Annotated in this window: 21 protein-coding genes and 1 tRNA gene; 9 read left to right on the top strand and 13 right to left on the bottom strand. The window is 42.6% G+C overall.

The window, feature by feature from the left end:
- Nucleotides 1–49: 49 nt before the first annotated feature.
- The 6 genes from TPSD3_RS02760 to TPSD3_RS02735 form a co-directional block, all read right to left on the bottom strand.
- Nucleotides 50–766, bottom strand: a complete 717-nt coding sequence (locus TPSD3_RS02760; RefSeq protein WP_086487058.1) for a PspA/IM30 family protein — start codon at nucleotides 764–766, stop codon at nucleotides 50–52.
- Nucleotides 767–779: 13 nt separating this feature from the next.
- Nucleotides 780–1,208, bottom strand: a complete 429-nt coding sequence (locus TPSD3_RS02755; protein WP_086487057.1) for a YjfI family protein — start codon at nucleotides 1,206–1,208, stop codon at nucleotides 780–782.
- Nucleotides 1,209–1,621: 413 nt separating this feature from the next.
- Entirely contained in the window at nucleotides 1,622–3,364 is a 1,743-nt protein-coding gene (locus TPSD3_RS02750) for a SulP family inorganic anion transporter (protein ID WP_086487056.1), read from the bottom strand.
- 165 nt (nucleotides 3,365–3,529) lie between these two features.
- Nucleotides 3,530–4,504 carry a quinone oxidoreductase family protein gene (locus tag TPSD3_RS02745; RefSeq protein ID WP_086487055.1) on the bottom strand — a complete coding sequence of 325 codons (975 nt, stop codon included), beginning with the start codon at nucleotides 4,502–4,504 and terminating at the stop codon, nucleotides 3,530–3,532.
- 15 nt (nucleotides 4,505–4,519) lie between these two features.
- Nucleotides 4,520–5,560, bottom strand: coding sequence for an SH3 domain-containing protein (locus tag TPSD3_RS02740; protein ID WP_086487054.1), 1,041 nt, complete (start codon nucleotides 5,558–5,560; stop codon nucleotides 4,520–4,522).
- A 220-nt stretch (nucleotides 5,561–5,780) separates the two neighbouring features.
- The gene (locus TPSD3_RS02735) at nucleotides 5,781–6,134 is read right to left on the bottom strand and encodes an H-NS histone family protein (protein WP_086487053.1); all 354 of its coding nucleotides are present in this window, start codon (nucleotides 6,132–6,134) and stop codon (nucleotides 5,781–5,783) included.
- A 466-nt stretch (nucleotides 6,135–6,600) separates the two neighbouring features.
- Between TPSD3_RS02735 and TPSD3_RS18100 the strand changes: the two genes are divergently transcribed.
- The 3 genes from TPSD3_RS18100 (at nucleotide 6,601) to TPSD3_RS02725 (ending at nucleotide 8,261) form a co-directional block, all read left to right on the top strand.
- Entirely contained in the window at nucleotides 6,601–6,723 is a 123-nt protein-coding gene (locus tag TPSD3_RS18100; protein WP_280938406.1) for a hypothetical protein, read from the top strand.
- A gap of 400 nt (nucleotides 6,724–7,123) precedes the next feature.
- Nucleotides 7,124–7,843, top strand: coding sequence for a DUF3108 domain-containing protein (locus tag TPSD3_RS02730; protein ID WP_086487052.1), 720 nt, complete (start codon nucleotides 7,124–7,126; stop codon nucleotides 7,841–7,843).
- A 4-nt stretch (nucleotides 7,844–7,847) separates the two neighbouring features.
- Nucleotides 7,848–8,261, top strand: a complete 414-nt coding sequence (locus TPSD3_RS02725; RefSeq protein ID WP_086487362.1) for an RNA-binding S4 domain-containing protein — start codon at nucleotides 7,848–7,850, stop codon at nucleotides 8,259–8,261.
- Between the two features lie 70 nt (nucleotides 8,262–8,331).
- Here the strand turns inward: TPSD3_RS02725 and TPSD3_RS02720 are convergent, their stop codons facing one another.
- From TPSD3_RS02720 to TPSD3_RS02710, 3 genes are all read right to left on the bottom strand, one after another.
- Complete coding sequence (locus tag TPSD3_RS02720; protein WP_086487051.1) at nucleotides 8,332–9,210, bottom strand: DUF2726 domain-containing protein; 879 nt, start codon at nucleotides 9,208–9,210, stop codon at nucleotides 8,332–8,334.
- A gap of 106 nt (nucleotides 9,211–9,316) precedes the next feature.
- A complete protein-coding gene (locus tag TPSD3_RS02715; RefSeq protein WP_086487050.1) occupies nucleotides 9,317–10,393 on the bottom strand; it encodes a TRAP transporter substrate-binding protein in 1,077 nt (358 codons plus the stop codon).
- 129 nt (nucleotides 10,394–10,522) lie between these two features.
- Complete coding sequence (locus tag TPSD3_RS02710; RefSeq protein ID WP_086487361.1) at nucleotides 10,523–11,185, bottom strand: Bax inhibitor-1/YccA family protein; 663 nt, start codon at nucleotides 11,183–11,185, stop codon at nucleotides 10,523–10,525.
- Nucleotides 11,186–11,570: 385 nt separating this feature from the next.
- Between TPSD3_RS02710 and TPSD3_RS02705 the strand changes: the two genes are divergently transcribed.
- Genes TPSD3_RS02705 through TPSD3_RS02695 form a run of 3 tightly spaced genes read left to right on the top strand, consistent with a single transcriptional unit; the run spans nucleotide 11,571 to nucleotide 15,292 of the window.
- Nucleotides 11,571–13,466: an ATP-binding cassette domain-containing protein gene (locus tag TPSD3_RS02705; RefSeq protein ID WP_086487049.1), complete on the top strand. Its 1,896-nt coding sequence runs from the start codon at nucleotides 11,571–11,573 to the stop codon at nucleotides 13,464–13,466.
- Between the two features lie 6 nt (nucleotides 13,467–13,472).
- The gene (locus TPSD3_RS02700; protein ID WP_086487048.1) at nucleotides 13,473–14,750 is read left to right on the top strand and encodes an AAA family ATPase; all 1,278 of its coding nucleotides are present in this window, start codon (nucleotides 13,473–13,475) and stop codon (nucleotides 14,748–14,750) included.
- On the top strand, nucleotides 14,732–15,292 hold the full coding sequence (locus TPSD3_RS02695; RefSeq protein ID WP_086487047.1) for a PIN domain-containing protein: 561 nt from the start codon (nucleotides 14,732–14,734) through the stop codon (nucleotides 15,290–15,292). The genes TPSD3_RS02700 and TPSD3_RS02695 overlap by 19 nt, the downstream gene beginning before the upstream one ends.
- Before the next feature lie 55 nt (nucleotides 15,293–15,347).
- Here TPSD3_RS02695 and uvrC read toward each other — a convergent pair whose 3' ends face one another.
- From uvrC to TPSD3_RS02680, 3 genes are all read right to left on the bottom strand, one after another.
- Entirely contained in the window at nucleotides 15,348–17,168 is a 1,821-nt protein-coding gene (uvrC, locus tag TPSD3_RS02690; RefSeq protein ID WP_086487046.1) for an excinuclease ABC subunit UvrC, read from the bottom strand.
- A 150-nt stretch (nucleotides 17,169–17,318) separates the two neighbouring features.
- Nucleotides 17,319–17,395, bottom strand: a tRNA-Met gene (locus TPSD3_RS02685).
- Nucleotides 17,396–17,527: 132 nt separating this feature from the next.
- Entirely contained in the window at nucleotides 17,528–18,799 is a 1,272-nt protein-coding gene (locus TPSD3_RS02680; protein ID WP_086487045.1) for a glutamate-5-semialdehyde dehydrogenase, read from the bottom strand.
- Between the two features lie 153 nt (nucleotides 18,800–18,952).
- Here TPSD3_RS02680 and TPSD3_RS02675 point away from each other — a divergent pair, with 153 nt between their 5' ends.
- Genes TPSD3_RS02675 through TPSD3_RS02665 form a run of 3 tightly spaced genes read left to right on the top strand, consistent with a single transcriptional unit; the run spans nucleotide 18,953 to nucleotide 24,414 of the window.
- Nucleotides 18,953–19,876 carry a PfkB family carbohydrate kinase gene (locus TPSD3_RS02675; RefSeq protein ID WP_086487044.1) on the top strand — a complete coding sequence of 308 codons (924 nt, stop codon included), beginning with the start codon at nucleotides 18,953–18,955 and terminating at the stop codon, nucleotides 19,874–19,876.
- Nucleotides 19,877–19,880: 4 nt separating this feature from the next.
- Nucleotides 19,881–22,052 (top strand): HAD-IIB family hydrolase, encoded by a 2,172-nt coding sequence (locus TPSD3_RS02670; RefSeq protein ID WP_086487043.1) that lies wholly within the window; start codon nucleotides 19,881–19,883, stop codon nucleotides 22,050–22,052.
- A complete protein-coding gene (locus TPSD3_RS02665; RefSeq protein WP_217884353.1) occupies nucleotides 22,036–24,414 on the top strand; it encodes a sucrose synthase in 2,379 nt (792 codons plus the stop codon). The genes TPSD3_RS02670 and TPSD3_RS02665 overlap by 17 nt, the downstream gene beginning before the upstream one ends.
- 46 nt (nucleotides 24,415–24,460) lie before the next feature.
- Here TPSD3_RS02665 and cobC read toward each other — a convergent pair whose 3' ends face one another.
- Nucleotides 24,461–25,054 (bottom strand): alpha-ribazole phosphatase, encoded by a 594-nt coding sequence (gene cobC, locus TPSD3_RS02660; RefSeq protein ID WP_245391509.1) that lies wholly within the window; start codon nucleotides 25,052–25,054, stop codon nucleotides 24,461–24,463.
- Between the last annotated feature and the right edge of the window lie 68 nt (nucleotides 25,055–25,122).

The following is a 25,122-nucleotide window of genomic DNA, read 5'->3' as shown; positions in this document are numbered from 1 at the left end:
GTTATTATTGCGCTTAATGACCTACGCCCGCTGGGGATGTCTGGTTAAATTAATAACTGCTTACATTAGTCGGCGGTGGATTTTGTTTGGCTCTCAAACGTTCCAACACCGAATTGCTTGATGAGTTGCTTTTCACAATGCCCGCTTGACGTAAGCGATCTTGTAAATCTCCGCCCAATTCCTCTTTTTGCAATGCCATCGCGGCGGTCATTTGATCCGACCGTTGTTGTTGGCGTTGTTTGATCCGCTCCAGTGAGTCAGTTGCTGAACGCAATGCTGAATTCGTTCCGGAAAATTTGCTGGCCACCGCTGCATTGGCTTTCTGCACTTTGTCCGTGGTTTTAATCACACTAATTTCCCGTTCCATCGATTTGATATTGCGTTCGGTATCGCGGATGGTTTGTTTCAGGTTATTAATATTGTTATTGTAGCCGTCCAATACGCTTTGATGGGCTTCCAATTCGTTCTCTAAATCGGCAATTTTCTCGGCAATTTCACCGGCCAAACGATCATCGCCTTTGTTGAGAGCCTGCATGGCGTAATCTTCATATTCTCGTACAGCGCGTTGTAACTTCTTTACTTCGCGTTCTACGCCCATTTGTTCAGCCATCACTTTGGCTAAATTTTCTTTTGCGCCTTCTAAATGCGTTTTAGAATCACGAATTTCTTGATCTAAAATGCGTAATGCTTGAGTGTCAATAATGGCATCTCCTGCTTCGGTGGCTGCGCCGCGAAAGGCTGAAAATAATTTACTAAAAAATCCCATCTTCATTTACCTCCTAATTGGCAACCAAATATTCGGTCATTTCTTCAATTGCCGTTAATGTATTATCGCTTAATACCGCGATTTCCTCGATCATTTCGTCGATGCTACATTTGATGGATGTGGCCCCAAAAATGATGTACTGCTTGCCCACAATCGAAAACGAAGACAAGGGGACAGGAACATTCATGGCCAACAAGGTTTCCAGCAGATGGGTGCGTTTTTCAGGAAGCACTTCATCTTCTGTCCACAGGTGCGTGATGGAGAGAATTTGGCTTTCATCGACAGTGATGTAAACAGGGAATTCTTCCCGATCTTTCACAGTCACCATGAGGACATCGACATCGCCTCCGGTGATGATTTCCGTGCTAAAGGTTAAACCCGTCTCTGTAGTGACTCCATTAAGTCCTACAGCGAGTTGGTTCAATTTTTCTTCCAAATTCATACAGGCTTGCTCCCAATGAGGTTTTAAAGGCAGTGGTTCGCATTTTAAGTGTGTAACATGCCTCCAGCGGCGATACGGTGTCCCTCTGCATTTCTAAGTATCGACCATGATAATCATGGTGGTGGAGACATAATATGTCAAGGACACGTCGGAAAAAATCTCATCTCAAACTATTCGGCTAAAACGACGCAGTGATGATGGGAGTGTTTGACTGAATTTACAAGGTGGCGTGGGATTGGTGGGGAATTTTTTTGTGTGTTGGGGTTGGTTTTTATTGAGGTTCATTGCCAAGTCACAAGGTTGTAAAAAAACTTCATTTTTTCAGTCGTTGATAACTGGTTACGAATGAAATAATGGTATTTTGGGCGTTCTTTTACAGCCTTAACAACTTGGGAATGCACTTTAAAATGGGCTTAAAATTGCTGACACTCTTCAAAAATACGAGCTGAACACGAGTGACAACGCGCGGTTTCTAAACGAGCAATGATTGTTTTAATGGCATCGGTTTTAACATCAAAAATCATTTCAGGATTAATATCTGCTAAATAGCCGCCCCGTTCAAAAATATTTCTGGCGCGGATTTTCATATTAGAAAAATATAATCCACCGCCTAATGCCCGTCGTCTTTTCGCCTCATGTGCCAACATTTCCGCGCCTGCCACGTCAATAAAATTAATTCCACTGCACACAATTAAAACATGGGCTTCAGGAATTTCCTGTAAATGTTTCTGCACATAATCTACCGCCCCAAAAAACAACGATCCATCAATCCGAATGATTTTTAATTGCGGACATTCGGTTAATGGTTTACGTAAAACATTGGTTAAACGATGCCGAATGCTATTGGGGTCTGGAGCCAAAGTAACAATATTAGGCTTAGACGTGCGATTTAAATAAATCACCAATGACAACATCACTCCCACATAAATAGCAAATTCTAAATGTAAGAATAAAGTGGCTATAAATGTCACCATTAATACCGCAAATTCAGAGCGACTGGCCAAAGCAATACTCTTAATATGATGCACATCAATTAGATTGTAAGAAACAATTAACAAAATGCCCGCCATACTGGCAATGGGCACATAAGCCGTTAAAGGAGCTAACATCAAAATAATCAACGCCAACGCCACCGCCGCAACAATAGCCGCTAAAGGCGATTTAGCCCCCGCACTGTAATTAACTCCCGTGCGCGTAAATGATCCCGAACTGGCATAACCTGAGAAAAAAGCCCCCGCAATATTCGATAAACCTTGCCCAATAAATTCTTGATTGCCATCTATACGCTGATTGGAATAAATAGCCACCGAACGCGCAATAGAAACCGCTTCTACCAATCCCAATAAACCAATCGCTAATGCCCCTGGCATTAAATCTCGAAGAATAGAAAATGAAAATGAAGGACTAGAAAATGGAGGTAACTCCGCAGGAATTGATCCCACTAATGCAATCCCATGTTCTTCCGCCCCCAGAAAAAAAGCCAACACGCTGCCCACAATCATCGCAATTAACATATTCGGGATTTTATTTAGCCATTTCTTAATGGCTAACGCCACCATAATGGTCACTACAGCAACAAGCAAATTATAGTAATTGGTTTGATCAATTTCATGAAAAAGTTCTACCCATGTATGCGCAAAAGATTCGCCTGAAGGAATATCAATACCAAACACATTTTTTAATTGGCTAGTGGCAATTAAGATCGCTGCGCCTGAAGTGAAACCAATTACCACAGAATGAGAAATAAAATTAACCAATGTTCCCATTCGGACTAAACCCAATACCAATTGGAATAAACCCGCTAATAAAGTCAATGTCAAAGCCAATTGAACAAATTCACTGCTGCCCGGTGTGGCCATTGGGCTGATGGTGGTAAAAACCACAATGGATAAAGCCGCCGTCGGCCCTGAAATTAAATGCCAAGAAGAACCAAATAAAGCCGCAATAATCGCAGGAACAATTGCCGCATATAACCCATATTCCGGTGGCATTCCGGCAATCATGGCATACGCAACGCCCTGCGGTAAAACAATGACCGCCCCAGTCACGCCCGCCATGACATCCGCACGTATACTTTGGGCATTGCTCTGCCGCAACCACAGTAAAAATGGAAAAATACGAATCCAAATGGATGAAGGTGTTGATTGATGGTTCACAAGTGACGACCTATTTTGAGATGAAGAAAAGTAGCAGTTGCTAATATTCTAAAGAAATAATGGATTTTGAGCAATTCCATCAAACCCAAATGATCAGACCCGTTCCCAGCCTTCCTCAATCGGAGAAGGCTGGAAATGAAGAGAGATGATAATAGACAGTAAAAACTACGGCAATAACAACGTTGCGCCCGTCGTTTGGCGACTTTCTAACGCGGCGTGGGCGTGGGCTGCGTCAGCCAATGCAAAACGCTGAGGGATGGCAATGCTCAACGCACCTTGCGCCAACGCTTCAAATAAACCGTTGGCACAAGTCACCAGTTGGGAATGGGTCGCAGTGTAATCCATTAAAGTGGGGCGCGTGAGGAAAAGCGAACCTTTTTGGCTCAACACGCTTAATTCCAACGGATCAACCGCACCACTGGCTTGTCCGAAACTCACCATCATCCCCAAAGGACGTAAACAATCCAAAGAAGCCATAAAAGTGTCTTTGCCTACCGAATCGTAAACGACAGCAACACCGCGGCCATCCGTCAAGGTTTTCACGCGCTGTACAAAATCTTCTTTAGTATAAACAATAGGATAATCACAACCGTTGGCTTTAGCCAATGCGGCTTTCGCTTCATTGCCCACAGTACCGATCACCGTTGCGCCTAAGTGTTTCGCCCATTGACAAACCAGTAAACCTACCCCGCCCGCGGCGGCATGAATTAAAATGGTGTCACCCGGTTTTACGCAATACGTTTGCCGTAATAAATAGTACGCGGTCATGCCTTTAAGCATGATAGCGGCGGCGACTTCGTCAGTGATCGTATCGGGTAATTTCACCACTTTATCGGCATCAATCAGCCGTTCTTGCGTATACGCGCCCATGATCGGCGCGTAAGCCACGCGATCCCCAACAGCAAACTCCGTCACATCCGCGCCCACTTCGGCCACGACACCGGCAGCTTCCATACCCGGTATAAAAGGCAATTGCGCCGCCCGATACAAGCCCGTGCGAAAGTAAATATCAATAAAATTCAACCCAATCGCCGTTTGTTTTAAGCGTAATTGTCTAGCGGCGGGTTGTCCGACTTCGATCTCTTCCCATTGTAAGACCTCAGTGCCGCCCGTTTTGTGAATACGAATTGCGTGTGCCATTTCCGACCAACTCCTTTAACTTTTGGATAAACGACGTAATTGTGCCAGTAAGCGAGTCGATGCCGGGGTGTCAATTTGACTTAAAATAGCAGTCATTTGCGCCAATTGCTGCGTTAATTCGCTGGCATCGCTGGCTGACCAATAAGCATCTTTGGGATTTGTTTCCATTAATAAAGTGTCAAGGGCTTGTTGTTGATAACTGCTGTTGGGAAAATGTTTTAAATAACGCAATAAACCGCTGTTTAATTGATAGCTAAAATAACAGTTTAAATCCCCTTCACATTCTCCCCCGATAGGGTGATTCGCGGCTGTCCATGCGATGTGGTCACTGAGTTGATTCATGCGTGGATTTGCTTCGTACAATTCCCAAAACGCCTCATTTTTCACCAATTGACGTGCGCTAATTTCGTCAAAAAAAATGACTTCTTTAGCGGTTTGTTCCAAATGGCGTAACCACGCTGAATAGGGATTTTGACGACGTTGTGTGGGGGATAATTGATTGTAAACATCTAGGGTTTTTTGAATGGATTTTAAATAAGCCAATTGCAACTCGGCTAATAGAGATTTGGGCGGGGTATCGCCTTCGTGAATTTCGGCAATCAGTTTTTGTAACAGGCGCGTTAATTCCATTTGATCGGCAAAACTGAGGGATTGCCCCATGCGTTCTTCCACTAATTTACGGTAAATTTCAAGGTGTTGTGAAGGATGATAAGGCAAAGTCAGACTACCAAAAATCCAGCCACGGCGTTGATTGTCTAACTCCACTTGATACCAATAATGTTTACTGTCGCCTAACGCACTGGGTTGGGCTGTGCGGCCAATTTGTTTCATGGTTGTCCCCAAGGTTAGGGTTGCCACGACACCGCTTTGGTTGTTGGCTTGGCTGCGCACTCTGGCTCCCGACACAATGGTGAGACGGTGGTGGGTGTCGGTTTGGTAGCCCAATTCGTTGAGTGTGGGCGGCTCGGGCGGCAGAGCGGGAATCGGAGCTGCACCACTTGACACAACCCATCCACTGAGGAGAAGAACACTAAAAAAACGTATAACTGCTGACATGGCAAGATTCCTAATGAAGTGACCTGATAAATTACCTGAAGAGTAGCGAATGTCTGTTTGATTTATCAGACAATTTTACCCTATTTATGGGCATTCTGGCAGGGTGTAGGGTAAAAGATTTGTATTTAATGGCTGGGGACGGATTTTAGCAAGCAAAAAAATACCCAGCTTGATTAAGCTGGGTATTTAAGAAGAAATAAGTCGAACAACAGGGTGTGGCTTATTGTTTTTCTTCAGGCAACAAAAGGGCGGTTAAATTACCGTGTTTAGCCAGATGTTCTTTAATCCAAGAGGGTTGTCTGCCTAACCCTGTCCATGTTTGGGTTGGGTTTTGTGGATTGTAGTATTTTGGCGGATAGAGCTTTCTTGATTTCTGTTTGCGCTTGATTTCGTCGGCCCAAACGACATTGTCGATCTCTAAACCTGCTTTATCAGCCATCTCACGAATCTGTTCTATCAGAGATTTTTTCTCTTCCTTTTGGCGAGATTTTAACAGCTCTGCGACCTTGTCTTGCACTTCGATCAAGTCCTGTAATTCCAGGCCTTCTAAGGTTTTTTCCAGTGATGTATCCATAGTCGTTATATTCCCAATCTCAATGTTAAACTCAACACGTTCGTGTTTATGATGAATGTGAAATGCTTCACTTTATTAATGGTCTTATCCTTAGTGGCTTTAAGTCTTGCTGGGATGGGGACAAAAAAAGGAGCTTATTTTTTGTCCTGTTTAGTCTTTTCAGAAGGCTCAGGATAGCTAAGGGATAAATAGTAAGTACCATCGCAATCTATAATAAAGTAAATGTTTTATTTTTTAAAGGGGTTGAGATAAAAATTTTAGTGTTTTTTAGATCGGGCTTGTCCGTGCTGCATTTGCCGTTTAGGATAAGGTTATATTGCAGAGAATTGCGATGGGGTTTGACAGCCTTTTTCAAGTGTATTTTAACGGAGAATTTAAGAGAAGTATATAAAATAACTTATTGAATAGCTTGATATTTTTATAAATAAAAAGAGAAATTTAAGGGGTTCATTAAGGAGATTCTTTCATGGATTCTAATGTAATCTGTATCGCTTTACATTATCGATTAGCGGCTTGCCATTTTTTTGCCACAAATCTGTGGGATAAGGCCAGATTAGCGGCTGGGTTTAGTTTAATTTTGGCGGGATGATTCTTGTTAAAAGGGATATTTTGACATTGATACAAAGCCAGTCGTTGGCGATGCGGTTGACAACAGGTCTTTTTATTGGATGATAGCGGAAGTTGATGGGATTATTCTGTAGATAAAGCTAATTTCTTTTGTGCTTAGGAGAGTAGTGTAGATTTTTTATTGGGTTTTGTCTAGCTCTCGTTGCTTTTAGTCTCTATTTTTATCGAGAGTAGGGCTTGAGTTTAGCTTAGTTTGAATTATCTATTTAGTGTTGGAGCTTATGCTTGTTTTTTGTATTTCTTTAGAATGAGGGATATTTTTTGATAATGGTGATAATCGATTGATTTTTAACAGTCCTGGTGAGGTGATGGGACATTGTTTTGGCTAAGTGGCTTAATTTTTTGATCGGGAGCTTATTAAGATGAAGTGGATTTATTTTTTGGCTTTGTTTTTAGCCTTGAGTTTGACACGAAGTGGTTTTGCGGGAGAAATATGGCCATTACCGCCGAGTTTTACGGCACATTATTCGGTTTATCTCAAGGGTTTACCCGTAGGAAAGGGGGTTAGACGTTTCTATTCACAAGGCGAAAATTATGTGTTTGAGACTCAAACTGAAACCAGTGGCATTGCGGCGTTATTTCGCGGAGATGTCATTATGGAACGCAGTTTATTTTCTCAAACGGCCAGTGGCTTGATTCAACCCTTGCGCTATGAATACAAACACGCCCGCAAAAAAAATCCCAGACATGATCTTATTGAGTTTGACTGGACAAACGGTGTGGCTAACAATACGATTGTTGGACAAGAATGGTCTGTGCCTTTATCCGAAGGCGTGTTGGATAACATGTTGTATCAACTGGTGTTAATGCAACAATTAGCGGCGGGCGAACGTGATTTGTCATTCAAAGTTGCTTACAAAGGGGAAGTGAGAACTTATACGCCGCGTTTCTTGGGCGAGGAAGCGGTAAATATTGGCGCACAACAAGTTAATACACTTAAATATCAACGGATTAGCGACGATGGCAAGCGACAAACCACACTATGGTGTGCGCCACAGTGGCATTTTCTCCCCATAAAAGTCGAACATGTGGAAAAAGGCGACGCAGGCGTGTTAATTTTAGAGCGAGTGGAGGGCTTATAAATTGGTGAAAGACGCGACAATCAGCGCAGAAGAGCCGATTCGCTTAGATAAGTGGTTATGGTCGGCTCGCTTTTTTAAAACGCGGTCGCTGGCAACGGAAGCGATTAGCGGCGGTAAAGTTCAGGTGAATCAGCAGCGTTGTAAACCCTCACGGGCGGTGCGCGTGGGTGATCAGATTACGGTGCGCACACCGGCTTGGGAAAAAGTGGTATGGGTCAGAGGCTTATCCCGACAACGCGGGCCGGCAACGGTGGCCGCGTTGCTGTATGAAGAAACACCAGAGAGCATTCAACAGCGCGAAGCAGAAGCGATTTTGCGCAAGTCTCAAGCGGGTTTATTCACCGCCCCAGACTCGCGTCCGAATAAGCGAGATCGCCGCTTAATACATCGTTTTAAAAAGGATCAGGGCTGGTCTTAACGGTATCGTCAGGGCAGACAACCGTCTGTCCTAAACCCCCACGAACCATCAGCTAAAACTTCCAATAGAGTTAATGGGTTGGACATTTTCGCGCCGTGCGACAACGCGGATAATCCGAACAGACGAATAACCATTGGCCGGCATACTGTCCTGTTTTGGCTTGTGTTTTTTTCATGGCCGCGCCACATTTGGGACAAGCCGGCATCGCAGGCTTGGATATGGATGATTTTTGAGTTAAATTTAATTTAAATCGCTCAGACAATAAACACGCTATTTGCTTTATCTCATGCTTTTCATTTTCTGCTAAAAATAAAACAGGAATATCTACATTTGTTAATAAACTTTCAATAAAACGGGCTTCAACTTGTTGTTTTAATTTCTGTTCGGCTCGGTTTTCGGGTTCTAATAAAATAATTCCGCGCACTTTCGCCTGCGAATCACAGATCACAAAATCGACGCGCTTATTTTGTAAACGTTGGGCGTGGGCTTCATGAATATTGCCGTCTTCTGTTTTACGAATGTCCACCACCTGACTTAACCACCAGTCTGGAAAAACCTGATAAACACTCGGCCGCAAAATCTGCCACAACATTCGCAACAACGCCAAATGGCTCTCCGACAGCAACGGCTCACGAACAACGTAGCAAGGACGTTGCTGCTCCAATGGCTCAGTATTCACATCGACGGCTCGCGGATATTCCGTGGCGATGACCTGCGACACGGTTAAGTCACGCTTTCCCCCATAACGGCTAATATTTGGCAACCACGGCGAATACCGATCCCGCAGCCAAAAACGCCCTTTACGATAATTACGAAAACTATTTTTACCCGGTGCAGGCCCCAAAGACATCAGATTACGCCATTGTTGCTGGCGATACCGCTGATAACCCACCCACAGCAATAATCCAATAATCACCGTCCCCAATAATAATCCTGACCATAGCATCATTATTTTTCATTCCACTGGCTTAAAAGCACTGCAAAAAAACAGGGATAACACCGCTTAATACAATGTTATCCCTGATAATTTCCCTTATCTTCTCATTACTAAGCGACTATTCTTGTGTGCGGGCGCGATTGTAAGCATTTTCAGAAATCGCATTCCATGCGTCATTATCCGCTTGGAACGCACGATAGGCTTCATAGACTTTCTTGAAACTTGCGTCTTTTTCGGCTTCTTCGTTGAGCGTTTCCTCGGTCAAACGGCGCAATTCAGCCAACACTTCGGCAGGAAATTCACGCACATCTACCTTGTATTTTTCGCGTAATTCGCGCAAAGCCCGCAAATTATTCGCTTCAAATTCAGCATACATGTCCAAATTCAAAGCGCGTGCGGCCACTTCAACAATCTTTTGTAAATCAGCCGGTAAGGCTTCCCACGCTTTCAAATTCACGATCAATTCCAAAGCCGTAGCGGGTTCATGCCAGCCGGGGTAATAATAATGCTTCGCGGTACGATACAAACCCAATCGCTCATCATGATAAGGGCCAACCCATTCCGTTGCGTCGATGGTGCCGCGTTCTAAAGCGGTATAAATTTCGCCGCCAGCCAACAAGACCGGAGTCCCGCCTGCTTTGGACAACACTTTACCGCCTAAACCGGGAATGCGCATTTTTAAGCCTTGTAAATCGGCGATAGTGTTGATTTCTTTATTAAACCAGCCGCCCATTTGCACGCCTGTATTGCCTGCGGGAAAGGCTTTTAAGCCAAATGGCTGATACAACTCATCCCACAACGCCAAACCGCCGCCGTGATAAAACCACGCATTCATGCCTTTAGCGGTCATGCCGAAGGGAACAGTGGTCATAAACTGCGCGGCAGGCACTTTCCCCGCCCAATAATACGCTGCGCCATGGCCGATCTGTACTGTGCCTTGTGAGACAGCATCAAACGTCTGCAAGGGCGGCACTAATTTCCCACCGGGAAAAACTTGAATCCGTAAACGCCCATTACTCATCACTTCGACTTCTTTGGCGAATCGTTCTACGCCTTCTTGAAACACGGGAAAATTAGGCGGCCAAGTCGTCACCATTTTCCATCGCACATTGTCTTGTGCGACACTCAACAAGGGCAAACCCAACAGCAAAGCCATTAAGCCATAAATTCCGTAAGACTTAAAAAATTTCAACATGAACAAACTCCTTTGGTGAAAAATCAGATTATATCGCAAAAAAAAGCCCCCATAGGCCAATAACGCACCTATGGGGGTTTTTACTGCACATTGCAATTAAAACGTCGCGTAGATCGCAATCAAATCCGCTTACTCTTCACCCATCAAACCAAATAATTGCAACAAACTCAAGAACAAGTTATAAATGGAAACGTATAAGGTTACGGTAGCCATAATATAATTGGTTTCACGGCCGTGTACCATATCGCTGGTTTGGTAGAGAATTAAACCGGACATGAGCAATACAAACATCGCTGAGACCGCTAAGGACAAGCCGGGCATTTGGAACACAATCGCGCCGATCCCCGCCAAAAAGGCGACTAAAATACCGACGAATAAGAATCCACCTAAAAAGCTGAAATCTTTACGGGTGGTCAAGGCATAACCCGACAAGCCTAAGAAAACGGCGGCGGTCGAACCAAAAGCCATCATGACCAGCGTATGTCCGTTGCTAAACGCGCTTAAATACATGCCGATGATAGGCCCCAAGGTCAAGCCCATAAAGCCCGTCAATGCGAATACAGAAGCCAAACCCCACACGCTATTGCGCAAATATTGGGTCAAAAACAGCAGACCGAAATAACCCACTAAAGTCACGATCCAATGGATGCGCGGCATTTCCATAACCAGAGCCATCCCCGCAGTAACAGCACTGAAGGCCAGCGTCATCGCCAACAGGGTATAAGTGTTACGAATCAGTTTATTGGCTTCTGCTTGCGACAACGGACGGGCTTCATCCGCGTAATCTTCCATACTGCCCGCGTTCATGGTTGCGACTTTGACATTGGCAGGATTGGGATTGTTGGTATTATTGGCGTTCATTTTATCAAAAAGCATGGCTGTCACCTCTGAATTTCAGAATAAGGCATTGAAGTAAAACAAAAACATTTAAGTGGGATGCAAACAAGCCGGTTTGCGAACGGGTGGCAGTGGAAAAAAGTCTGTGCCAACGCAGACACGCTAAAACATTAAAACGGTTGAAAACTCTTGTACTTTCTTACGATCACGGGACTGCATTCTGTTTATAATATCGAATTATCTGAACACAAGAGGTCACAAACACTATTTTGCCATAAAATGGCGAAAAAGGTAATCCTCTGGGCAGTATTTATCGGTCAAAAAAGGTTAAATTATAATTATGGCGTTGATTAATTTAGAAAATATAAGCATTGCGTTTGGTCATGTCAACTTATTGGATGCGGCCAATTTTCGTTTAGACAAGGGGGAGCGGGTGGCCTTGATCGGCCGTAACGGCGAGGGTAAATCCACTTTATTAAAGATCATCAATCGAGAAATACACGCCGATAAAGGCAGAATCGAATACCAACAAGGCTGTCGCGTGGCACGTTTGGCACAAGAACCCGAATGGCGCGCCGATCAGACAGTATTTCAAGCTGTCGCAGCGGGTTTGGGTCAATTGGGCGAATTAATTGAACAATATTATCTTTTAACCCACCATTTTAATGAACAAGAAAACGAAACCCAAGCCTTAAAAAAATTAGCCGATATTCAACATCAATTAGAAGCCAATAATGGCTGGTTATTAGAACAGAAAGTAGAAGCGATGTTATCCCGTTTGCAATTGCCTGCGGAACAGAAAATGGAGGCATTATCAGGTGGTTGGAAACGGCGCGTGGCTTTGGCACAAGTGTTAATTACTGAGCCTGATGTTTTATTATTAGACGAGCCAACCAATCATTTAGATTTAGAAGCGATTGAATGGTTAGAAGAATTATTGTTAGATTTTACGGGAGCGTTATTATTTGTCAGCCATGATCGGCGATTTATGCAGCGCATTGCCACGCGAATAATTGAATTAGATCGCGGTCAATTAAGCAGTTATCCCGGTAATTACGACACCTATTTGCAACGCAAAGCCGATCAATTAGCCGCTGAAGCCACTCAAGCCACTAAATTTGATAAATTTCTCGCCCAAGAAGAAGTGTGGATTCGTCAGGGAATTAAAGCCCGAAGAACCCGCAATGAAGGCCGCGTGCGCCGTTTAAAACAATTACGCCAAGAACGACAACAACGCCGCGAACAAATCGGAAAAATGCGCCTTAGTTTGGATAGCGGCGAATCATCTGGAAAAATTGTGATTGAAGCGGAAAAGATCAGTAAATCGTGGCAAGATAAAGTGGTCTTTAATCCCTTTTCTACGGTGATTATGCGCGGGGATAGAATTGGTTTTATTGGCGCGAATGGGGCGGGCAAAACCACGTTATTAAAAATCCTATTAAAAACCTTAGAACCCGACAGCGGTACGGTTAAACACGGCACGCAATTAAATATCGCCTATTTTGATCAATTGCGCGAAGAATTAGACCCCGAACAAAGCGTATTTGATGCGGTGGGACAAGGACAGGATTTTATTGATATTAATGGACAACGTAAACATGTCATGTCCTATTTAAATGATTTTCTATTTGCTCCAGCCCGCGTGCGATCTCCCGTGAAAACTTTATCGGGTGGAGAAAGAAACCGTTTATTATTGGCGCGCTTATTAACTAAGCCTGCCAACGTGATTGTGATGGATGAACCGACAAATGATTTAGACATTGAATCTTTAGAATTATTAGAAGAAATGTTATCCGAATTCCCCGGTACATTGTTATTGGTCAGTCATGATCGTTATTTTTTAAATAACGTCGTCACCAGTTGTTTTGCATTTGAAGAAAACGGCAAAATTGCCGAATATGTCGGCGGTTATGACGATTGGTTACGACAACGGCCATCGCCATCTGTTTCCACACAAACCAATCCCCCCCAAACCAAAACAGAAACGGTAAAAAAACCACAAAATAACGACAGCACAAAAAGTAAATTAAGCTACAAAGAACAACGCGAATTGCTTAATTTACCCAGCGTTATTGAAACCTTAGAAAAACAAATTGCTGCCTTGCAATTAGAAATGGGCGATCCCAATTTTTATAAAGGAGAAAATGCCGCCATGAATCGCACCATTAATCAATTACGCGATTTAGAAAAGAAACTAGAAACGGCTTATGCGCGTTGGCAGGAATTGGAGGGGTAGTTTTTTATGTATTTTATTGAAAATTTCAAGGGATTTTCCACATCTGAAATCGATTTGTTTCAGCCATTGACTGTTTTAATTGGAGCGAATGGTTCTGGTAAAAGTAATTTAATTGAAGCCATTGAATTATTAGGCTTTTTAGCACAAGGTGGCTTGCTGTATGAAGTCACCGATATAAATAAGGAAGGCAAACAAGAAATTCGCGGGGGATTGCAAAATTGCCCGCGTTATGGCCATTCTTTCTTTACTTTGGGTGTGTCATCGAAAATTATTTTTCAGGAAAAAGAATATTCTTTTACCTATCGCTTATCTATTGCAAAAGAGCCATTGAGAATTATTGATGAATCACTTTATTTAAATGACACACTTTATTTTGAAGTTGTCCCCAAAAAATCGGATATTCATCATATAAAAATTCGCTATCATAATTTTTCCAATCTTGAAAAATCATATAAATCATCTACCGAAAGTTCAGCCACCCAATCATTTTTATCTCAATATAAAAATTTGGCAGTTAAAAATAGAAAATTTAAAGAAAGTAGTGAAATAATTTCTCTCATTATTAAACATCTACAAAACTCGTTTACTTTTGATCCCAATCCAAAATTAATGCGGGCTTATGAACGAATTGGCAATATGATTTTAGCGAAAAATGGCTCTAATCTTTCTGCGGTTTTATACGGGTTATCACAAGGAACGCAAGAACAGCAACAAAGCCTTAAACGCATTTTAAATTGGATTCAACAAGTTCCTAATGAATGTTATGAAGATTTTCAATTTGTCACCGTTTCAGAATTAAATGATGTGCTTTTTGCTTTGCGTGAAGTAGAAACGCATCGTTTGAGTGATGCAAGGCTTTTATCTGATGGGACATTACGGTGTTTAGCCATTTTAACTGCTTTGGAAACCATTCCAGAACATTCCCGTTTGATTGTAGAGGAATTTGATAATGGCGTGCATCCCAGTCGAGTGGATATTTTATTAAAAGCCACTCAAGATTGTATCGAAAGACGCAAGCTCAACGTATTAATTACCACCCATAATCCCGCTACATTAAATGCTTTAAAATCTTCACAATTAGAAGGGGTGGTTAATTGTGTTTATCAAGCTAAAGAACAAGCCACAACATTAGTCCCTTTATCTGAATTATCTTATTATTTTGAATTTACTGATCATGCAAAATTAGGTGATTTAGTTACTCGTAGCTTCTTGGAAAAATACTTGGCTACAAATTTTGCTGAAGATCGTAAAAAAGAGGCTTTAGAATGGTTAAATCATCTTTAATGCGTAAAGAGCCTTTTAAAATCTATGTGATAGATACCAGTTATTTATTAGAATTATTTAAAGTCGATGGTTCTTTTAATGAAAAAGATGCCGAAGAAATTCACCAGCGTTTCAAGAAAGCAATAGAAGCCCCTTATCGATTCATTGTTCCTTTGCCCTGTCTTTATGAATTGGGTAATCATGTTGCAGATGTTCGATCTTTCGAGCGCAAGAAAGAATTGGCTTTAAAAATTGCTGAAACCATTAAAAAGAGCATTGAAAATCAAAAGCCTTGGGAAATTGTTCCTGCAATAGATATTGGAAATTTTATTGATTTATGGGAAAAATTTGCGAAAGAATATATTGAATGTACAAAAGGAGGTAAAAATAGCAGTGAAAGTATTGGTTTAGTGGATGCTACAATTATTGAAGAAGCCCGTAAATTAAAAAAAGATAAATCTAAAAGGCGAATAGAGCCAGTTAAAGTTCATATTTGGACTAAAGACAAAACCTTAAAAGCCCATGAACCTGATGAAGAAGAAAATTCATTTACAGGTGCATAACAATCCCAATAATTTAGCCGGCAGCGAAGCAAAACCAAAAACCTAAATAATCCCCTTAACTTTTCAAAAAAAACGCATAAATTTTCTCCGCCAATTGCCGACTAATACCGGGAACTTTGGCTAAATCGTCCACACCCGCTTGTGTCACGCCTTGTAAACCACCAAAATGACGAATCAGTTGCTGACGACGTTTCTGCCCAATACCGGGAATGGATTCCAAAAGAGATTGTTGCCGTTGTTTGGCACGTTGTTTACGATGTGTGGTGATGGCAAAACGATGCGCCTCGTCACGAATCTGTTGAATTAAATGCAAGGCCGGCGAATCCGAAGGCAACAGCAACGGCTTTTCTTCGTCGGGTAAAATAATCGCTTCTAAACCCGCTAACCGCTTTTCTCCCTTAGCCACACCGAACAAACGTATTTTTAAACAGTCTATGTCCGCCAGTGCTTGTTTTACCTTATTAATTTGTAAACGCCCGCCATCAATTAATAATACATCGGGATAATCCGCGCCCTGTTGCGCTACACGAGTGTAATGGCGAGTGACCGCTTGTGCCAACGCCGCCAAATCATCGCCCGGAGCCACGCCACGAATGTTAAAACGGCGATACGCCCGCGGACAAGCTCCTTCTGCATCGAATACTACACAAGAAGCCACCGTCGCCTCGCCCAAACTGTGACTGATGTCAAAACATTCTAAGCGTTGCGGCATACTGTCTAATTGTAACGCGATACTGAGCGCGGCTAACCGATCTCGATATTGGCTGGGACGGTGTTGTTCTACACTCACGCGGGCGTTGGTTTCGGCCATGGCTAACCAACGTTGTTTTATACCCCGCAAACCTAAAGTAACACGAATTGTTTTTTGATAATGGTGGCTTAATGTGCGGGCAAATAATTCCCTATCTGAAAAATCAAAAGGACACACAATTTCTTCAGGAATGTCATGTGAATTATTTAAATAATATTGACTTAAAAAAGCCGTTAAAATATCATCCGTCGTTTGATCACGAGTCTGTTTAGGAAAATAAGCGCGGCTGCCCAATTGTTGCCCATGGCGAATGGTGAGTAATTGTAAACAAGCGGTGTCGTTTTCTTGTACGATAGCAATAATGTCAATATTACTGTCATCATCAGTACTGACAATTTGCTGGGCTTGTAAACGACGTAATAAACTGATTTGATCGCGGAATTTTGCCGCTTGTTCATACTCTAAGGCTTGCGCAGCCGTATTCATGCGCACCATTAGGGCTTCCATGACCTGCTGACTGCGTCCTTGTAAAAATAATACTGTATGCTGCACGTCAACTTGATACGCCGCTTCACTGATTAACCCCACACAAGGCGCAGTACAACGCTTTATCTGGTATTGTAAACAGGGACGGGAACGATTTTGAAAAAAACGATTGTCACATTGACGAATTGGGAATAATTTTTGTAATAAGCGCAAACTGTCATAAACCGCGTGCGCGTGCGGATAAGGGCCAAAATAACGCCCCGCCGGCCGTTTTGCGCCACGATGTAAACTTAAACGCGGAAAAGGATCAGCAGAAAGAAAAAGGTAAGGATAACTTTTATCGTCGCGTAATAAAACATTATAACGCGGCTGGTATTGTTTAATTAAAGTGCTTTCTAAAATTAACGCTTCTTGTTCGGTTTGTGTCACCGTAATTTCTATATCGGCTAATTGTAATAACAGCCGTTGCACTTTAGGCGATTGTTGCGCGGAATGAACGAAATAACTAGAAACTCGTTTTTTTAAATTTTTCGCTTTGCCCACATAAATCACCTGCCCTTTTGGGTCTAACATACGATAGACACCGGGACGCGATGGCAAAGTGGCCAGTTTGGTTTTATCAAAACAAGGTGTAATCATGAAAACCGCTCATGATAGTGTTTGCGGCGATTTAAACGAATAAACAAAAATAGGGGAAAAAGTAGAAAAAACGACATGAGGAATAAAGAAAGGGGTCAGTTGTTAGTTTCAAGCAGCAAAAACCAATAAACTCGCCAACGTCTGGCTAAGTGGTAGCGGGGGCAGGATTTGAACCTACGACCTTCGGGTTATGAGCCCGACGAGCTACCGAGCTGCTCCACCCCGCATCAACTGAAGCTACGCATTCTATAGTAGCTGAATGGGTTTGGCAAGCGTTTTTTTAGAAAAAAATGAAATTAATTAAAATTTAATGAGAGATGCAAAAAATTAAACACCACATCTCTCAATAAATCAATAAGTTAGCTGCGAATATGCCCATCACCGAGTACAATATATTTTTGCGAAGTCAAGCCTTCCAAACCGACAGGGCCGCGGGCGTGAAATTTATCCGTACTAATACCAATCTCCGCACCTAAACCGTACACAAAACCATCTGCCAAGCGGGTAGACGCATTCACCATCACAGAACTGGAATCCACCTCAGCTAAAAAGCGTTGCGCATGAGTCCAATTTTCGGTAATGATAGAGTCCGTGTGTTGTGAACTGTGATTGCGAATGTGTTGAATCGCCTGATCAAGCCCGTCAACAATACGGATCGCTAAAATCGGTGCTAAATATTCCGTATCCCAATCTTCAGCCACTGCGGGCTTTATATCGGTGATCAAGGCTTGTGTCCGCTTACAGCCGCGCAACTCAACCCCAGCTTCCCGATAACGTGACACCAATTCGGGTAACACTTTATCAGCCATCGTCTGGGCAACCAACAGCGTTTCCATTGTATTGCATGTGCCATAACGTTGGGTTTTGGCGTTGTAAGCAACCGCGATGGCTTTGGCTTTATCTGCAAAATCATCAATGTACACGTGACAAATGCCATCTAAATGCTTGATCACGGGAACTCTGGCTTCTTCTGTAATTCGTTCGATTAAACCTTTTCCGCCCCGCGGAATAATCACGTCCACATAACGAGACAAACGCACCAATTCGCCCACCGCGGCGCGATCCGTCGTTTTCACCACTTGTACTGCTTCGGGTGGCAAGCCGACTTTGGCTAAACCAATACGAATACATTCAGCAATCGCTTGATTAGAAGAAATCGCCTCCGACCCCCCGCGTAAAATCGTGGCATTACCCGATTTTAAACACAAAGCCGCTGCATCAATAGTCACATTCGGCCGCGATTCGTAAATAATCCCCACCACGCCCAACGGCACCCGCATTTTTCCCACGCGAAAGCCTTCAGGACGATAATTTAAATCACTGATACTGCCGATGGGATCGGGAAGGGTGATAATTTGTTTTACGCCTTCGATCATCGTGTCAATGGCTTTGTCGTTCAATGTCAGGCGATCCAGCAAGGCTTCGCTGAGACCATTGGCGCGGCCGCGTTCAATGTCTTCTTGGTTGGCGTGTTTCAGCGACACCCGTTGTTGTTCCAATTCCGTGGCAATCGCCGCGAGCGCGGCATTTTTTAATTGCGTCGAGCTATGCGCCAACACGTAAGAGGCTTGGCGCGCCGCTTGACCGATATTTTCCATCATTTCTTTAACTGTATTCGTTTCATTGGTCATGAGGGTCATCCGATTATTTCTGGGGGTTAAACGGTTTTATTGTATCTTTTCTTGTGAAAATTGTCTTGTGGGATTGTTTTAATGGATTTTGAATAAAATAATGTAAAACTAACCCTTCACTTTAACACCCATTTTTCAACAAAGGAAAGCCTTATGTTCCCTTCCAAAGCCGTTCCCACAGGACATCCCTTAATTTTCGGCGAAGTGCTTCATGATATTTTTATCAATGAAAACAAGAAAGTATTGGGTGGTGCGCCGTTTAATGTGGCGTGGCACTTGCGTGGTTTTGGTTTACAGCCGCTGTTAATCAGCCGCGTGGCACAAGATGCCGACGGACAAAATATCATACAAACCCTGCAAAATTGGGACATGGACAGCCGTTTTTTACAACAAAACAGCGATTATCCCACGGGACAAGTGCAAGTTTCGTTACAAAATGGCAGCCCTCAATTCACCATTCCTGCTCAACAGGCTTATGATCAAATCGAAGCCGATCCCTTACTCTCCCAATTACAACATATTGATATTAAAGTATTTTATCATGGAACGCTGGCTTTGCGTGATACTTGTTCACGTCAAACATGGCAGGCGATGGTAGAAAAATTGGCCGTGCCGATTTTCTTAGATTTAAATTTACGTGCGCCCTGGTGGCAACCTGATTTGATCACAAGGGTTGTAAAAGCGGCCACTTGGCTCAAAATTAATGAAGATGAAATGTCTGTTCTTAATCCTCATTTTAAGAATGCCACAGACAGCACACGAGAAACTTTACTCGACGATTTCTGCCAACAATATCAATTGAAAGCGGTCATTGTCACCCTCGGCGAAAAGGGCGCGATATTAAAAATCCCCCAACAGCCATTATTAAAGCAATTACCCCCTTCTATTTCAGTGATCGATTCTGTCGGTGCAGGAGACGCATTTAGTGCTGTTTGCCTGATGGGTTTATTACAGAATTGGCCATTTTCTTTACTCTTAGAACGGGCGTTACATTTTGCTGCTGCCATTTGTCAAATGAGAGGAGCCATTTGCACAGACATTTTATTCTACCGTCAAATCACCAATACATGGACATAAACGGATGACTTCAAAAAAACTTTATGTGGTTCTTATTAGCTTACATGGTTTAATTCGCGGAAAAAATATTGAACTTGGACGCGATGCGGATACGGGAGGACAGATTACTTATGTTGTTGAATTAGCAAAAGAATTGGCGAAACATGATCAAGTGGAACGAGTCGAGCTTTTAACGCGACAACTTATTGATCCTAAAGTCAGTTCTGATTATGCGCAGCCGATTGAATTATTGAATGAAAAAGCGCGCATTGTGCGCTTACCGTGCGGGCCAAAACGCTATTTACGTAAAGAAGTCTTGTGGCCTTATTTAGAAGATTTTATTGACCAGGCTTTGCAACATTTTCATCACATGCGTTGCATTCCCAATGTGATTCATGGTCATTATGCCGATGCGGGTTATATTGGCTCGATGTTAGCGAGTCTTTTAGAAGTGCCTTTTATTTTTACAGGGCATTCTTTAGGGCGAGTTAAACGACAACGATTATTAGAAAAAGGGTTAACAGACACCCAAATTAAAGAGCGTTATAATATCGGTTATCGTATTGAAGCCGAAGAGCGCGCATTAAGTGCGGCATCGTTGGTTATTACCAGCACATCTCAAGAAGTGAAACAGCAATATGCCTTATATGAACGTTACAATCCACAATTAATGCACGTGCTGCCGCCTGGGGTTGACATTACCCGCTTTTATTCCACGCCTGATTTTGATTTAGATCAATTTCCCATTTACCCGCAATTAAGCCGATTTCTTAAAGAGCCAAATAAGCCTATTTTATTGGCATTATCGCGGGCGGATGAACGTAAAAATATTCCAGGTTTAATTCATGCTTACGGTCAACATCCCGAATTAAAACATAAAGCCAATTTGGTGATTGTGGCGGGAAATCGAGACAATTTGGCGACGATGGACAACAGTTCACGTAAGGTATTGAAAAGCATGTTATATGCGATTGATAAGCATGATTTATATGGCAAAGTCGCTTATCCCAAACATCACCAATCCAGTGATGTCCCAGATTTATACCGCATGGCTGCCCTTAGCGGAGGCGTTTTTATTAACCCTGCGTTGACGGAGCCATTCGGTTTAACTCTGCTAGAAGCGGCGGCGACGGGTTTGCCTTTTGTGGCGACGCAAGACGGGGGGCCGGTGGATATTGTTAAAAATTGCCAAAATGGTTTATTAATTGATCCGCTTAATTATGCGGAAATGGGCGAGGCAATTTATCACGCGATTTCTGACCCCCATCGTTGGCAAGAATGGGCGAATAATGGCTTATTGGGAATTAAGCAATATTATACGTGGCAAAGCCATGTCAATCGTTATATTGATTTAATTCAAAATGCGATGATTAAAATTCAACCCGATTATCCCTATCATTTGCGAGGACGCGGAATGGAAGTTCCTTTTAGCCGTAAATTAGCCGTGACAGATCGAGTTATTATTACGGATATTGATAACACCTTAATTGGTGATGAAAAAGCCCTGAATGAATTCTTAGATTATTTAGAGCAGAAACGTGAGAAAGTCACTTTTGGAATTGCCACGGGGCGGAGTTTAGAAAGTGCCATGCGCGTTCTTGAACCTTGGGGAATTCCTGTGGATATTTTCATTACTTCTGTGGGGACAGAAATTCATTACAGTCCCAAAATGATTTTAGATGAAGGCTGGCGCAGTCATATTAATTTTCGTTGGAATGCCGCGAAAATTAAAGCGGCATTAATGGATTTTGAAGGCATTGAATTGCAACCGCCTGAAAATCAAAGAGAATTTAAAGTGAGTTATTATGTGACTCGGCCGGGGTTGCGTCGTCGGGATGTGATTCGTTATTTGCGACAACGGCAATTTTCGGTCAATGTGTCTTTATCGCAGGGCGTGCATTTGGATATTCTTCCTTTGCGCGCTTCTAAAGGTTTAGCGGTGCGTTATTTGGCGTTTCGTTGGGGATTGCCGTTAAATCAATTTATTGTCGCGGGCGATTCGGGAAATGATGAAGAAATGTTAAAAGGCAATACTTTGGCTATTGTTGTCGGTAATTATAGCCCTGAATTAGAAAAATTAAGGGGCAGACATCAAGTTTATTTTGCAAAAAATCACTATGCTAAAGGTATCCTTGAAGGTATCTTTCATTTCAGCTTTTTAGACAGCATTACAGAGGAGAATGATGATGCACAATGAAAATTTTAATTTAGAGCCTTATCAAAGTGCTTTATATTCCTTTTTTAAAATGCTACTGAGTGAAGAAAATCGCCATTTATATTTGCATTCTGACATTGTGGATCGTTTTGAGAAACTGTGTGAGAATCACAGTGAATTAGAGCTTAAAAATACCCCTATGGCGAGTTTTATTCACACTATCCAAGAAGCGGTGGTGATTGATCCATGGATTTATGTTTCTACTCGTTTTGGGCCGGGGCGATGGGCATTTTTTCGCTTTCATATTGAAGCTTTGGTGCAAGAATCGGTGCAAATTGGCGAATTTTTGCAATTTAAAGAACAAGTGGTGCAAAGAGAACACGTTGATCCGTGGCGATTAGAAATTGATTTTGCGCCGTTTCAACGTGATTTTCCTAAATTGCGCGAACAACGGTCAATTGGGCGCGGGGTTGAATTTTTAAATCGACATCTTTCTACGCGATTATTTGCCGATATGCGTCAAGGCGATAATTTAATTTTTAATTTTTTGCGCGTGCATCAAGTCGAAGGACAGCAATTAATGCTCAATGATCGCATTAAAAATGCGAGTGAATTGCGTGAAAGTTTGCGTAAAGTCGATCTGTTATTGGCCAGCAAACCGCAATCCCATACGTGGGAAAATGTGGGGCATGAATTGCAAACGATGGGTTTTGAACGCGGTTGGGGGCGCACGGTGGCACAGATTCGGGACACGATGAATTTATTAGTCGATATTTTACAAGCTCCCGATCCCAGCCAATTAGAGCAGTTTTTAACGCGAATTCCCATGATTTTTAAATTGGCCATTCTTTCTCCACACGGTTATTTTGGACAAGCCAATGTGTTTGGTTTACCCGATACGGGAGGGCAGGTGGTTTATATTTTAGATCAGGTCAAAGCCTTAGAACGAGAAATGCGCAAACGTTTAGATGAATCGGGTCTTGATTTAGAGCCAAAAATTGTCGTAATTACCCGTCTAATTCCCGATTCAGGCAAAACAACTTGCCATCAACCTTTAGAACCCATTGCAGGCACTAAAAACGCGGTTATTTTACGTGTTCCTTTCCGTACTGAAACGGGAGAAATTATTCCACATTGGATTTCTCGTTTTCATATTTGGCCGCATTTAGAGCGATTTACTTTAGATGTTGAAAAAGAATTATTAGCCGAATTGGGCGGCAGACCTGATTTAATTATTGGCAATTATTCGGATGGTAATTTGGTGGCTACTTTATTGTCACAGCGGCTTAAAGTGACGCAATGTATTATTGCTCATGCTTTGGAAAAAACCAAATATCTTTATTCTGATTTATATTGGCAAGAAAACGAAGCCAATTATCATTTTTCTGCGCAATTTACCGCAGATTTAATTTCCATGAATGCGGCTGATTTTATTATCACCAGCACGTATCAAGAAATTGCAGGAGGAAAAAACAGTGTCGGCCAATATGAGAGCTATGGGGCTTATACCTTACCGGGCTTATATCGGGTGGTGAATGGGATTGATGTTTTTGATCCGAAATTTAATATTGTTTCACCCGGTGCCGATGAAACGATTTATTTCCCCACCACCGAAACAGAACGCCGTTTTCCCGCATTAATCAGCGATATTGAAGCCTTAATTTATGGCCAAGCCAGTGCTGAATGTCGCGGCGAATTGGTGCATTCTGATAAACCGTTAATTTTTACTATGGCCAGATTAGACACGATTAAAAATATTTCTAATTTGGTCGAATGGTATGGACGCAATCCCCAATTGCAAGAATGTGCTAATTTGGTGATTATTGGCGGACATATTGATGTACAGCAATCGGGAGATGATGAAGAACGCTATCAAATTCAGCGAATGCACGATTTAATGAACCATTATCAATTGGATCGTTGTGTGCGTTGGTTAGGGAAGCGTTTAGATAAACGTTTATCGGGAGAAATTTACCGTTATATTGCCGATAAAAAAGGGGTTTTTATTCAACCTGCTTTATTTGAAGCTTTTGGCTTAACGGTGATTGAAGCGATGTCTTCGGGATTGCCGACTTTTGCGACGATTTACGGGGGGCCATCGGAGATTATTCAAGATGGCATTTCAGGTTTTCATATCGATCCCAATAGTGGCGATAAAGTCGCAGAACAATTGCTTGCCTTCTTTCAACGTTGTCAAAGCGAATCAGGTTATTGGGAGCAGATTTCTCATGCCGCAATTGCGCGCATTCAATCGCGTTATAATTGGCGATTATATGCCGAGCGTTTAATGACTTTATCGCGGGTTTATGGTTTTTGGAAATATGCCACCAATTTAGAACGCGCCGAAACTCAGCGTTATTTAGAAATGCTGTATAGCTTAATGTATCGGCAATTGGTCAAATAGCCTAAAAACAGCAAAGGGCAGACACACCCCGTCTGCCCTTAGCCAATTACCGATTCAAATAAACCACTCGTGTCCAATCGCGGTGAAAAACCAAATGGCTCACCGCCCCATAATCAAAATGCAAACTAAACGATTTATGCAAAGGTAACTCCAATACATGTGCTACCAAAGCCCGAATCACTCCCGTATGGGTAACAATCACCACTTGTTCTAACTCCTGTGCCACCAACTCCGTCCAAAATGCAGTACAACGATCATACAAAGCCTGATAACTTTCCCCATTCGGTGGCGCACTATGAATATAATCCTCTGCCCATTGGCTAATTTGCTTATTGGTTAAATCCTCCCAAGATTTCATCTCCCAATCCCCAAAATGCAACTCCATAATGCGCGGGTCTGTTTTAATTTTATAACTCAGCCGCGCCGCCAGTTGCAAACAACGGGATAAAGGACTTGAAATCACCTGCACTGGCTGCGAAAAAACAGGAAGTTTTGCTTGAATTGCGGCAAACTCCGCATCAAAAGTATCAGACAAACGCACATCAGTCTGACCGTAACAAGTGCCTTCCGCCACTTGCACACGTGTATGTCGGATTAAAAAAATGTCCAAAACTGGCTCACCATTGGTTCTATGACCCATCCGCCGCGCCTCAACCATCGCGCATTCGGAAAGTCGGTTATCACATTACAATGCAGCGATCCGAAAGG

Origin of the sequence: Thioflexithrix psekupsensis, from assembly GCF_002149925.1 — a bacterium.
Taxonomy (GTDB): domain Bacteria; phylum Pseudomonadota; class Gammaproteobacteria; order Beggiatoales; family Beggiatoaceae; genus Thioflexithrix; species Thioflexithrix psekupsensis.
This window is presented reverse-complemented; position numbering and strand designations above follow the sequence as displayed.

Excerpts from the sequence above, each read along its gene's own strand:
- TPSD3_RS02760 (WP_086487058.1), bottom strand. The coding sequence starts at position 766 with ATGGGATTTTTTAGTAAATTATTTTCAGCCTTTCGCGGCGCAGCCACC.
- TPSD3_RS02755 (WP_086487057.1), bottom strand. The coding sequence starts at position 1,208 with ATGAATTTGGAAGAAAAATTGAACCAACTCGCTGTAGGACTTAATGGA.
- TPSD3_RS02745 (WP_086487055.1), bottom strand. The coding sequence starts at position 4,504 with ATGGCACACGCAATTCGTATTCACAAAACGGGCGGCACTGAGGTCTTA.
- TPSD3_RS02740 (WP_086487054.1), bottom strand. The coding sequence starts at position 5,560 with ATGTCAGCAGTTATACGTTTTTTTAGTGTTCTTCTCCTCAGTGGATGG.
- TPSD3_RS02735 (WP_086487053.1), bottom strand. The coding sequence starts at position 6,134 with ATGGATACATCACTGGAAAAAACCTTAGAAGGCCTGGAATTACAGGAC.
- TPSD3_RS18100 (WP_280938406.1), top strand. The coding sequence starts at position 6,601 with ATGGATTCTAATGTAATCTGTATCGCTTTACATTATCGATTAGCGGCT.
- TPSD3_RS02730 (WP_086487052.1), top strand. The coding sequence starts at position 7,124 with ATGAAGTGGATTTATTTTTTGGCTTTGTTTTTAGCCTTGAGTTTGACA.
- TPSD3_RS02720 (WP_086487051.1), bottom strand. The coding sequence starts at position 9,210 with ATGATGCTATGGTCAGGATTATTATTGGGGACGGTGATTATTGGATTA.
- TPSD3_RS02715 (WP_086487050.1), bottom strand. The coding sequence starts at position 10,393 with ATGTTGAAATTTTTTAAGTCTTACGGAATTTATGGCTTAATGGCTTTG.
- TPSD3_RS02710 (WP_086487361.1), bottom strand. The coding sequence starts at position 11,185 with ATGGAAGATTACGCGGATGAAGCCCGTCCGTTGTCGCAAGCAGAAGCC.
- TPSD3_RS02705 (WP_086487049.1), top strand. The coding sequence starts at position 11,571 with ATGGCGTTGATTAATTTAGAAAATATAAGCATTGCGTTTGGTCATGTC.
- TPSD3_RS02700 (WP_086487048.1), top strand. The coding sequence starts at position 13,473 with ATGTATTTTATTGAAAATTTCAAGGGATTTTCCACATCTGAAATCGAT.
- TPSD3_RS02695 (WP_086487047.1), top strand. The coding sequence starts at position 14,732 with ATGGTTAAATCATCTTTAATGCGTAAAGAGCCTTTTAAAATCTATGTG.
- uvrC (WP_086487046.1), bottom strand. The coding sequence starts at position 17,168 with ATGATTACACCTTGTTTTGATAAAACCAAACTGGCCACTTTGCCATCG.
- TPSD3_RS02680 (WP_086487045.1), bottom strand. The coding sequence starts at position 18,799 with ATGACCAATGAAACGAATACAGTTAAAGAAATGATGGAAAATATCGGT.
- TPSD3_RS02675 (WP_086487044.1), top strand. The coding sequence starts at position 18,953 with ATGTTCCCTTCCAAAGCCGTTCCCACAGGACATCCCTTAATTTTCGGC.
- TPSD3_RS02670 (WP_086487043.1), top strand. The coding sequence starts at position 19,881 with ATGACTTCAAAAAAACTTTATGTGGTTCTTATTAGCTTACATGGTTTA.
- TPSD3_RS02665 (WP_217884353.1), top strand. The coding sequence starts at position 22,036 with ATGATGATGCACAATGAAAATTTTAATTTAGAGCCTTATCAAAGTGCT.
- cobC (WP_245391509.1), bottom strand. The coding sequence starts at position 25,054 with ATGGGTCATAGAACCAATGGTGAGCCAGTTTTGGACATTTTTTTAATC.